Raw genomic sequence first — 11,589 nt, 5'->3', positions numbered from 1 at the left:
ACAAGTGATTGATGTATGATGAAAGGAACGGAGAAATTTACAAGGCTATTTTTTTTATTAGAATACTTGGTAATATCTAAAATAGAGTGGGCAATCATTTGATTTCAAAAATATTATTTAACATAAAATAAATTGTGCGAATACGTACTAATAATATTTGTTTAATATTGTCTTGATTCCATGTTGGGTTTTGTCCAAATATTGGAGTCTTCGATAAACCCGGAGCGGTTCACTTCAAAAGCTTGGCGTAACTTGTGCAGTAATAGCCAGTGATACTTGGGACAGTTTTGTCAATGGGTTTGAAGGCTTTACTCAAAAGATCGGTAAGTTTTTTACCGTAGGTATTGAAGGAAATAATTGTCGTATTCGACATAGAATAAAACGAGCAGTCAGGCGAAGTTGTAACTTCTCCAAAAAACTCGAAAACCACTTCAAAGCCTTTGATTTAGTATTTTTTTACATTAATAATGGGTATGTTTGATATCAGCATACTTTTTGATGCACCACCAAATTATATATTGATAATGATTATCATTTGTATTATTATCCTCACAATTTTATTATACCAATGCTTCGGATGAGTTATGCCTTGTTTGACTGAACATATTGATAGGTTGTCAGTACAAAACCTAATTAATGCTTACTGTATTGAAATAAATCGATTTAAAATAATAAAAAATGAAAAATTTAATAATAATGATATAGAATTTTTTGATGGCAAAGATGTATTGGTTTTAACATTATTACCCCTCCAACAAGCGTTATATATCCCATTGCATTTTTTTAGTATATTAGGACAGCATCAAATTTTTGGCAAAATTTATGTTAGGGCAAACGGTGGCTATGTAGAAATCAATAGTCTAACGACGGCTAGTCTGATTCTAGCGGATATTCAATACCACCATAGTGAAAATCTCGATACATTCGATGTATTGTCAAGGTGGATTGAAAGTCATCAAAAGTTAGTTACTATCATGCTAAATAGAGCCAAAGATTTTGAGACATTATTCGCTAGTAACACATTAAACTTTATTGAAACTGAGCAAGCATTGATTTATGGTCATGCAATGCACCCAACGCCCAAAGCCCGCATAGGTTTTAATAAACAGCAATGGATAAACTACTCACCTGAAACCAAAGGCTGTTTCAATATTCATTATTGGTTAGTACACCCTGATAATACGATTGAAGAGTCTTTTGATGGTAAATCTATCTCACGGCAACTGCTTGAATACCTCACACCTTTTATGCCACAGGAGCAAAAAAAATTATTTTTGCAATTTCCATGCTATAAATTATTACCGCTACATCCTTGGCAAGCCAAATTTCTTCAAGATACGCCTTTTTATAAACAGCTTGTTGCGGATAGTTTATTGATAGATATTGGTGAGACAGGAACGAGCTTTTTCCCCACCACTTCTGTACGCACGGTGGCAAGTTTTGATGCACCATGGATGTTAAAATTTTCGTTATCTGTGGCTATTACAAACGCTGTTAGAATCAATCTGCCAAAAGAATGCCGTCGAGGTATGTTTGCTACCAAAATTTGGCACAGTGAGGTGGGCGAAACAATTAAGTCTATCATTCCCAGTTTCAATGTTATCAATGACCCTGCTTGGATAGGCTTAAAGATTGATGACGATATTATTCATGAAACCATTTGTATTTTTCGGCATAATCCTTTTAATCAGAGTGATAATGTCACTAACTTGGCGACATTGTGTCAAGATCATCCATTGAATCAGGCAAATAGATTCAGCCATTTATTTGAGGCAATCGCCCAACAAAAAAATCTTTCTCATGAAGATATAGCAATCAATTGGTTCAATCAATTTTTAACGATATCGCTAGACTCAATGCTACAAATCTATCATACCTACGGTATGGTATTTGAAGCCCATCAACAAAACAGCCTACTAGAACTTGATAATCATTTACCTGCAAAATTTTGGGTGAGAGATAATCAAAGTTTCGGCTATGTTATAGATTATGCAGAAACGTTAATTGCAACTTACCCTGAGTTACACACAGAGGCTCAATGTGTCGTACCTGTTGAGTTTGCTAGTCATCGTTTTATCTATTATTTCATTGGTAACAGTGTGTTTTCGGTAATCACAGCGATTGCTAAAACGGGTGCAACCACAGAAATAAAACTCATCGACCTACTCTACCAGCATATTGAAAGATTTTATCAGTTATACCCCGACAGTCTGTTACTTCAAACCCTACTTTTCCAAGATGAATTACCCTACAAAGGTAATCTGCTCACCCGATTACATCAGCTAGATGAACTAATAGCCCCTGTAGAAACGCAATCGATTTATGTTGATATAAAAAACCCTATTCAACGCTTCAACCATGAGAGTGAGTGCATAAAGTGATAGATGTTATTGGCATTGGTATCGGTCCTTTTAATTTAAGTTTAGCAACTTTATTGCAAAATAAGGACTGTGGTCTCACCAGTGCATTTTTTGAGAAAAAGGAAAGCTTTTCTTGGCATGATGGTATGCTCATGCCTGATACTACCTTACAAGTACCATTCTTAGCAGATTTAGTTACTATGGTCGAGCCAACCAGTCGATTTAGCTTTTTAAATTATCTGATTGAAACCAAAAAAATATTTCAGTTTTATTTTAGAGAGTCATTTTTCTTGCCTAGACTAGAATATAACGACTATTGCCGATGGGTCTGTGAACAACTTGATAACCTATACTTTGGCTACCATGTGAAGAGCGTAAAAGCCATTGCTGAAGGATTTAGCGTGGTCGTGACTTGTCATGGTGTTGAAAAATCCTATGACTGTAAAAATCTGGTCATCGGTGTGGGTACAACACCAACGATACCTAGCTGTACCCTAGAAGCCAATCAACTCTACCCTGATAAGTGCTTTCATTCTTCAGTCTTTATGCATCAGTATGAAAAACTTTGTCAAGATAAACAGGCAAACATTGTATTAGTGGGTTCAGGTCAGTCTGCAGGAGAAATTTTTTATAAACTTATCGATGATAACGAGTTTACTAATATAAGCTGGGTCACTAGGGCAGAAGGTTTTTTCCCTATGGAATACACACCATTAGCGTTAGAGCATTTTAGTCCCAACTATACCGACTATTTTTATGATTTATTGCCCCAAAAAAAACAGCAGTTATTGCAAAAACAAGGACTGCTTTATAAAGGCATTAATGCCCAATTATTAAAACAGATATACGATAAGCTGTATCAACGATGTCTGACACCCAGTGAATATAATGTCAAACTAATGCCCAATTTGGCATTACATGAGATTCTAGCCTCACCTATCGAGCCTGACAATAGGCATAAATTTATCTGTAATTTTTATCACAACCACACGACTGTTCCTGTGAGTTTGCAAGCAGATTATCTTATTTTAGCCACAGGGTATAAATCTCAAGAACCGCAGTTTCTCTCTGCGATTCAATCTGATATAGCCAGAGATAGTCTTGGTCATTATGAAATAAATCGGGATTATGAAGTCAGCTACCACAATCCGTTAAGTCAGGGCAGAATATTTGCACAAAATATGGAATTTCATAGCCATGGCGTGGGAACACCTGATTTAGGATTAGGGGCGTATCGAGCAGCGACTATCATCAACAATATTATAGGCAAAGATATTTATCCACTCAATCATTGCCGTACTTTTCAGACTTTTCAATGTGTGGGCTAAAACTATGATAAAAACGAACCATCCTGAATTTCAACTGTTAATTACCAAAGAAAGCTGGATAAAAGCAGGTAAAAAGCTGTTGGCAATGGCGATTGCTGAGTTGGCGTATGAAGACATTATCCAATTAACACCAGTTGAGGCGAATAAACAAGGTTTGCAAGATTTTACTGTTAAGTTCAATCATATCCATCTGACAGTCACAGCTTACCAAAAAAAATTTGGGGGTTGGATTATCTATGACATTAAAAGCGAAACCGACCCAGCAATGACCTATCAAGTAGATAAATTCTTTGTTGCACTGTGCCAAACGCTTGAGATGCAAGAAACGACCAAAGCTTATCTGATTAAAGAAATCAACCACACATGGTTAGCGGAGGCTCATCTTTATAATGAGGACAGACCCAGCAGTGAGACATTATGTCAGCTAAGTGGGAGTATAGTGGAATCTGAACTGAGAGGACATCCGTGGATTATTATGGGTAAAGGTCGATTGGGTTTTGGCTATCATGACTATCAGCAGTTTGTACCTGAGATGAAACAAGTTTTAACGTTACCTTGGTTTGCTATCCATAAAAGTATCGCCACATTTTCAGCGATTGAGGCATTAACGAGTGACGATGTTTATGCCAATGTACTGGGTGCTGACCAATGGGTAGATTTTAAAAAAATTCTAGCAGATAAAGGGCTAGTCGCATCAGACTATTTATTTTTACCCATTCATCCATGGCAGTGGCATCACTGGATAAGTTTAAACTATGGGGAACAAATCTTAAATAATCACTTGGTTTATTTGGAGTTATCAGAGCATCAGTACTTACCATTACAGTCCATTCGTACCTTTGCTGATGTCACCAATCCAAGCAGTTTCAATATTAAACTACCACTTAATATTCTGAATACGGCTGTGTATCGAGGTTTACCCAATGAACGCAACAAAGTCGCCCCTCAAATCACGCAGTGGCTAATCAATATATATCAAAAAGACAAAGACTTGCAAAAAACAGGATTGGTGCTATTAGGTGAGGTTGCCACCGTGACAGCACAACAACCTACGTTTGATGATTTAGACAGCCCCCCTTATCAGTTTGTTGAGTTACTTGGCTGTTTATTTAGAGAGAGTGTTGAAAATCATGTCGAGAAAAATGAAAAATTCATCTCACAAGCTACCTTAATCCATCATGACAAAGATAATAACTATCTACTCCCATTTCTTATCGAAGCCTCTGGACTGACAGTAAAAGTGTGGCTAAATAAGTTTTTTGAAGTGTGCGTTACCCCCTTACTCTACTGGCTTTATCGCTATGGCTTGGTGTTCTCACCGCATGGGGAGAATAGCCTATTAATTCACGAAAATGGCGTACCCAAACGGATGGTGCTAAAAGATTTTGTTGATGATATTAACTTAGTTGAGGGTGAGTTTGAGGAACAATATCCCAAACCGCAAGAAGCTGACGTCCTTCTTACCCATGCCCCAAAAGATTTGAGCCATTTTATATTTACGGGCTTATTCGTTGTGCATTATCGTTATCTATTTGATGTGTTGCATCTGACGTATCAGCTCTCTGAGGGGGATTTTTGGGGTGAGTTAGTCAAGGTTATTGATAAGTTTCATCAGGATAACCCACAATTTAAAGATAGAATTGCGATGTTTGACCTAAAACGCCCAACCTTTGAAAAAGTATGCCTGAATCGTGTTCGTTTCTTCACAAGAGGTTATCAAGATGATGCCCATCGACCTGTGCCTGTGATTGCAGAGCCGATGCTTAATCCGCTCTGTGAGCAGTTTTTCCAACACAGTGAGGCACAATTATGATACCTGTTTATCAAATGCCTTTTGATTTAAAGCAGTTATGTACCTATCTTGAAAAGACAACGCTATCTCGCACATTACCGAATGAATATGCTTATCAAGAACAGGGGACGCATTTTTCGTTGCGTGAGGTCAGTTATCCTGACGATATGGTGTTATTGTATCATTGGATGAATATGCCCCATATTATCCCCCAATGGCAATTAAATAAATCCCTAAAAGATTTGAGCGTCTATTTTGAAAAAATGCTCGCAGATGACCATCACCGCCTGTATTTAGTAGGGATTGATGGGGCATGGGTGGGTTATACAGAGATTTATGAAGGGGCAAGAGACCGTCTAGCAGGCTATTATGAAGCTGATAAAGATGACTTGGGCTGGCACTTATTGTTAGCTGAATCAAAAGCTTATGGTCAAGGCTATCTGCGTTCTATCGTCAGGATGCTGACATTTTTTATATTCGAACATTCTCATGCAAAAAAAGTGGTAGGGGAGCCTGATGCTACCGTCAAGCCCTATGAAGCTGTGGCTCAAGAACTTTTATATGAACCTCAGTATCTGATTGAGATGCCTGAAAAAAAAGCCATGCTATATTTTTGTTTTAGACACCCATTTTTGGATAAATTTGCCAGTTACCAAAATGCGAATGTTTAACTAGGTAATAAATTTGATGAGCATCCTATAACGTGCCAGATAAACATAAAAACAGCATCGTATCTGTATTGATGATACTAAATTTTTTATTCATGGCTTCCAATCAAGCATTCCTTACGATTGCCAGTCCAATTGCTAGGTCATTAAATATGAGTGCATGGCAAATGGGCTTAATTATTAGCATGGTCGGTATTATCTGGGTAGCGTCAGTTAGATTTTGGGGTAAATTATCAGATAGGTATGGTCGTATTGGCGTACTATTGTATGCATTAATAGGATTTATGCTTTCTTGTGTTGTTCTTGCCATTTATGTTGGTTGGGCTTTATCTCGTATGGATAAACCCTCACTTAGTCTGACGTTGGCAGTATTATTATTCACACGTGTTCTGATAGGGTTTTTTGCTGCCAATATACCGATTACGATAAATGCTTGGATTGCAGACAATTATGCAGAGGGTGACAGGATAAGGCAACTTGCCAAGGTGGGTGCTATCGGTGGTATGGGTATGGTACTTTCGCCTTTTGTAGCAGGGCTACTTGGGCATTATGACTTAGCTTTGACCTTAATGATTTTTGCCATATTGCCTGCATTTTTATTGCCCTTTTTTGTGAAATCTAAAGAAAAAGTAGCACCCATTAACACAAGTAACAAAATCCTTTTATCTATCAAGGATAGAAGGATTTTTACAGCTTGGTTGGCAAATTTGGTGGTGATTTGTGCCATTATTATACCGAATGAATGTTTGGGATTTTATCTCATTGATAACTTTGGGATGCAACCTGCACAAGCCACTATTTGGATTGGAATAATATTGAGTGCCACAGGTATTGCTTTTGCTGTGGCTCAACTGCTACTGAGTAAATTCAAAAATCATAAGTTAGAACATATCATTGGTTATGGGGCATTGTGTGGGGCAATTGGTTTTCTTACTGCTATCATGCTTTCTGAACTTATGGGTATTCTGATTGGCTATTTGTTGTCAGGGTTTGGTATCGGTTTAATTCTGCCGTCGATTTCAGCATTGGCGATGAATAAAGTTGGCGTACGAGAACATGGTGATTGTGCCTCCATTTTAGCGATGGCTCAGGGACTAGCGATAGTTATCGCCCCTGTCGCGGGAACGGTTTTATATGATTTTAACCATGTATTGCCTTTTGTCTTAATCATCCTTTTGCTTCTTGTGATTCCTTGGCTCATAAATTCTAACAAAACAGTTTCATAAAAATTTTAATTGATAATGATAATCATTTATTATATAGTAACATTTTCGCAATGATTGTTTACGTTTATGTCTATTACGACTCAAAACTCGTTTGCTCACAATACTAGCACCCCATTAATTCACATAGACTTTATTAACCCAATTACTTCTCAAGCATTTGAGCAATGGCTTGATGAAATGACAGGCTTATTGACAAAGAAACAGCCGTTTTTTGCCATGTATCATAGTCAAATAGACTTGGTATTACCCGAGAATTATCGAGCCAAAGAAGCCCTCTGGTACAAAGCCCATAAAGCAGAATTCTTCCAGTATTGTCAGGGATTAGTACGCATTGCCAACGATGAGGCAGAACGAGAAAAGCTTGATACACCCGCCTTACACCAAGCATGGGGTGTGCCTTATGCCGTGGTTATGACACAAGCACAAGCGATGGAGTGGATTAATCAGCAGGTCGAAAAAGCCTGATGAATTTATCTAAACACAGTGATTCTGCTAGCCACAAAGTTTTTCATCGTTTATTGCCAATGGTGGCTATGCTGTATATCGCCCATGCCTTGCCTTTATACTTTTTTAATGTGGCAGTGCCAGCGATTTTGCGACAGCAAGGAGTCGATGTGCGGTGGATTGGGATGCTGTCGTTATTATATTTACCTTGGGCATTGAAGTTTTTTTGGGCAACGGTGGTGGATAATCATTATAGTGAGCGTATTGGCAAGCGAAAGACATGGTTACTAAGCACCCAAATCATCATTGTCATTGGGCTAATCACACTATCACAACTGGGCTGGTTACAGATAACGGCGTTGTTACTGGTAAGTTTTATTATCTCATCTGCAGCGGCAACCCAAGATATTGCCATTGATGGTTATACGGTTGAGCAGTTTGATAAATCGCAGTTTGGCATGGTGAGTGCGACGCAAAGTCTGGGCGTGGCATTTGGCAGTATGTTGGGCGGTGCAGGGGTATTATGGCTCTACCATAGCTATTCATGGCAAGTGGCAATTTTGTCATTGGCAGGGGTGGTAAGTTTAATATCAATGTTACTTATCAGGCTGCCTGATGCCACCAAAGCACCTAATCGCCCAATAATTAAATCCCAAACATTATTGCCGAGCATGGATAGGAATCATACCTCTAAATCCTTGGATAAAGCAAGTCTAAAAAAATTCTTTGCCCGTGCTGATGTCAAATGGATTTTACTGTTAATCGTGGTTTTCCGCTTTGTGGAAGCCCCTGCAATGGCAATGCTCAACCCCATGCTTGTTGATTTTGGTTGGTCACTCAATCAGATTGGCTTTTTATTTTCAGTCCTTGGGGCAATCGTTGGGATTTTATCAGCGATAAGTGCAGGTTTTCTAGTCAAAAAACAGGGTGCAGAGCGTTGGTTATTGATATCAGGTTGGCTACGAAGTGCGGTATATGGGCTGTTATTCTTGGTATTGCTGAGCAAAGGCGTGTTACTTGCACAAACTGGTTTATTTGGACAGACGCAATTTGCCACTTTGCTATCCATATCGGTTCTACTGCTACTGGGTATTCGTTATTTAACGATGACCGCACTTTATACCCTATTTATGAACCACACCAGTAAACAGCAAGCAGGCACAGATTTTACTGTGTTTGTTTGTATCGAGTTGTTGGTGTTTTTTATCGGTGGGGCTGTATCAGGATTTTTAGTGCATAGCTTGGGCTATCAAAATTTATTTTTATTGTTAATGTCAATGTCAGTAATATCAGTATCTCTGACCCCTTTTTTTCTGAAGAAAATGTTACTTAAAAAAAATCATTCTTATGAGGCTATATCATGAAATATACACTTGTTACCTTACCTGGCTTATCATTATTAGCAATGATGATAAGCCAGCAATTATATGCTGAAAATGCTTCCGCACCTGCTGCCATATCCGTACCCACTGCTACCTTTGACACCGTTGTAGCAACGAATGGTAAAAGTGGCGTATTGCTGTCGAATCGTATCAGTGATATGCCGCAGACCACACAGGTCTTTTTACAAAAGGATATTCAGGCTCAATCCACAGGCAACCGCCAAGTCGCCGATATTCTTGCTCAGCTAGTTCCTGGCTTAGGTGTGAGTAGTGGCACAACCAGTAACTTTGGTCAGACCATGCGAGGACGCCAAGTACAGTATCTGCTCAATGGCGTACCACTGACTGGCTCACGAGATATTTCAAGGCAGCTTAACAGCATTAACCCCAATCAAATTGAACGCATTGAGGTTTTATCAGGAGCAACCAGTATCTATGGGGCAGGGGCAACAGGTGGTTTGATAAATATCGTCACCAACTCAATCGTACCTGAAAAGCCATTTCAAACAAGGCTAGGTATCAGCACCAATAACGATGCCAATCAAGAAGCATTTGGCTATCAAGTGGGGCAGTCTGTCAGCGGTATGACAGAAAGCGGTCATCTTGCTGGACGGCTAGATATTGACTACAAGCAAACAGGCGGCACATTCGATAGTCAAAATAATCGTATTGCCCCAGAGCCTGCTCAGACTGACCAACAAGATAGCAAAAGCTTGAGTGTCAATGCCAATATGGATTGGACAATCGATGAAAAGCAAAATCTTAATCTTGCATTGACACACTATAATGATAAGCAAGACACTGACTATGCTCCAGACTATGGAAAAAATTTGGCAGTGCTATTTGGACAAGCCCCCTCAAAAAAAGCCATTAAAGGGCTTTCACTAGAGCAACAACCCAAAACCGAGAAACAAACGATCAATTTAAATTACCATCATGATGACATTGCAGGCAACAGCTTTAATGCCAATGCTTACTATCGACGAGAAAAAGGGAAATTTTATCCTTTTGTTGTACCATTTTCAGTTGCTAAAGCCGTGCCCATTCTACAAAGCATGAACTTAACTCAAGCGCAATTGCAACAATACAGCCAAGCACTTAAAAGTAATGCCTATGGCGTACTCCAATCTCAATCCGACATTGATGTCATTGGGGCAAGATTGGCATTACAAAAGCAATTTGATAGCAAAAATCCGATGCTATTGACCTATGGTGTGGATTATGAACAAGAAAAAGACAGCCAATTTGCCAAAGGCTATGATTTAAAAACCTTTATGCAAAGTAATGGCTTAAGCTTTCAAGAAGAAGGTCAAAACTATACCTATGGACCCAACACCACCATTGATAGCTTAGGGGTGTTTGCCAATTTAAATATGGATATTGCTGATAAATGGCATATGACCGCAGGGGCACGTCATCAAAATATTGACAGCAAGACCGATTCCTTCACCCCCCCCAGTGATACGTTGCTTGCCAATTTATTAGGGCAATACAAAATCCCATTTACCACAGGGCAGGTAAAATCAGGTAAAGTTAGTCATGATAAGACCTTGTTTAATCTAGGTGCTAGCTATGATATTGACCCTCATAACAGCCTATTTGCCAATTTTTCTCAAGGGTATAGCTTACCAGATTTACAGCGGGTTCTTCGTGATGTGAATAGTGGTTTTGTAGTCAACTCTAGCAATGTTGAACCGATTGCGGTAAATAGTTATGACATGGGTTGGTCAGGCAAAATAGGCAATACCAATGCCAAATTAACAGGATTTTATAATACCTCAGACAAGGTCATACAGTTTTTAAAAGATTATAGTGTGGCAGTAGCAGATACGGATGAGCGTGTGTATGGTGCAGAGTTGCAGTTGAATCATAAATTTAATGATACATGGTCAGCAGGCACCAGCATGGCTTACACCCGAGGGCAATATAAAGATGCCAAAGGGGATTATCGTGAATTAGGGGCATTTCGGATTAGTCCACTTAAAGCCACCGCCTTTGCCCAGTATACTTCACCTGAGGAGCATAAGTTACGCTTACAACTATTGGCGGTAGATGGCACGGATAAAGCCTATCAGGACAGTCTCGTTGCCAGCAGCGATACTAATGTACGCAGCACCCCTGAAGCTAAAATAAAGGGCTACGTTACAGCCGACTTACTCGGTGAGTTTAAATTGCCTAAAGGTAAGTTAGATGTCGGAATTTACAACCTTGCCAACACTGGCTATAAGACTGTATTTAGTCAAGCAGCGGCAACCACGTATGGCGATATCTCCAGTCTTGATGCCGCAGGGCGTACTTATGGGTTAAGATATACGGTTGATTATTGATGCTAGAAGGGGTCAGTACAGAAAACGGAAAAAATAGGGCGGTAAGGAATTTTGTCGAGTTT

8 protein-coding genes and 1 pseudogene are annotated in these 11,589 nt (G+C 39.1%); all 9 read left to right on the top strand.

The annotated features are described in order from the left end of the window. Window positions 1-232 precede the first annotated feature (232 nt). Window positions 233-481: pseudogene (locus tag RTR63_RS10385) on the top strand (IS1 family transposase); the annotation flags it as partial. Window positions 482-584: 103 nt separating this feature from the next. Beyond that, window positions 585-2,381 carry an IucA/IucC family protein gene (locus RTR63_RS10380; RefSeq protein WP_312524110.1) on the top strand — a complete coding sequence of 599 codons (1,797 nt, stop codon included), beginning with the start codon at window positions 585-587 and terminating at the stop codon, window positions 2,379-2,381. After that, entirely contained in the window at window positions 2,378-3,688 is a 1,311-nt protein-coding gene (locus RTR63_RS10375) for a lysine N(6)-hydroxylase/L-ornithine N(5)-oxygenase family protein (protein ID WP_159772869.1), read from the top strand. The genes RTR63_RS10380 and RTR63_RS10375 overlap by 4 nt, the downstream gene beginning before the upstream one ends. A gap of 4 nt (window positions 3,689-3,692) precedes the next feature. Continuing rightward, window positions 3,693-5,501, top strand: coding sequence for an IucA/IucC family protein (locus tag RTR63_RS10370; RefSeq protein ID WP_062335234.1), 1,809 nt, complete (start codon window positions 3,693-3,695; stop codon window positions 5,499-5,501). A gap of 14 nt (window positions 5,502-5,515) precedes the next feature. Further along, on the top strand, window positions 5,516-6,151 hold the full coding sequence (locus tag RTR63_RS10365; protein WP_062335261.1) for a GNAT family N-acetyltransferase: 636 nt from the start codon (window positions 5,516-5,518) through the stop codon (window positions 6,149-6,151). Between the two features lie 32 nt (window positions 6,152-6,183). Continuing rightward, window positions 6,184-7,374: an MFS transporter gene (locus tag RTR63_RS10360; RefSeq protein ID WP_082741515.1), complete on the top strand. Its 1,191-nt coding sequence runs from the start codon at window positions 6,184-6,186 to the stop codon at window positions 7,372-7,374. Window positions 7,375-7,440: 66 nt separating this feature from the next. Next, entirely contained in the window at window positions 7,441-7,839 is a 399-nt protein-coding gene (locus RTR63_RS10355; RefSeq protein ID WP_062335230.1) for a hypothetical protein, read from the top strand. Next, window positions 7,839-9,182, top strand: a complete 1,344-nt coding sequence (locus tag RTR63_RS10350) for an MFS transporter (RefSeq protein ID WP_062335228.1) — start codon at window positions 7,839-7,841, stop codon at window positions 9,180-9,182. The genes RTR63_RS10355 and RTR63_RS10350 overlap by 1 nt, the downstream gene beginning before the upstream one ends. After that, the gene (locus RTR63_RS10345) at window positions 9,179-11,527 is read left to right on the top strand and encodes a TonB-dependent receptor (RefSeq protein ID WP_065252125.1); all 2,349 of its coding nucleotides are present in this window, start codon (window positions 9,179-9,181) and stop codon (window positions 11,525-11,527) included. The genes RTR63_RS10350 and RTR63_RS10345 overlap by 4 nt, the downstream gene beginning before the upstream one ends. The last annotated feature ends 62 nt before the right edge of the window (window positions 11,528-11,589 follow it).

Source organism: Moraxella sp. CTOTU47724 (assembly GCF_032014955.1).
Classification (GTDB): domain Bacteria; phylum Pseudomonadota; class Gammaproteobacteria; order Pseudomonadales; family Moraxellaceae; genus Faucicola; species Faucicola tetraodonis.
This window is presented reverse-complemented; position numbering and strand designations above follow the sequence as displayed.

Bases quoted from the DNA above. Each gene is read 5' to 3' on its own strand.
- RTR63_RS10350 (WP_062335228.1), top strand. From the start codon at position 7,839: ATGAATTTATCTAAACACAGTGATTCTGCTAGCCACAAAGTTTTTCAT.
- RTR63_RS10345 (WP_065252125.1), top strand. From the start codon at position 9,179: ATGAAATATACACTTGTTACCTTACCTGGCTTATCATTATTAGCAATG.
- RTR63_RS10365 (WP_062335261.1), top strand. From the start codon at position 5,516: ATGCCTTTTGATTTAAAGCAGTTATGTACCTATCTTGAAAAGACAACG.
- RTR63_RS10370 (WP_062335234.1), top strand. From the start codon at position 3,693: ATGATAAAAACGAACCATCCTGAATTTCAACTGTTAATTACCAAAGAA.
- RTR63_RS10355 (WP_062335230.1), top strand. From the start codon at position 7,441: ATGTCTATTACGACTCAAAACTCGTTTGCTCACAATACTAGCACCCCA.
- RTR63_RS10380 (WP_312524110.1), top strand. From the start codon at position 585: ATGCCTTGTTTGACTGAACATATTGATAGGTTGTCAGTACAAAACCTA.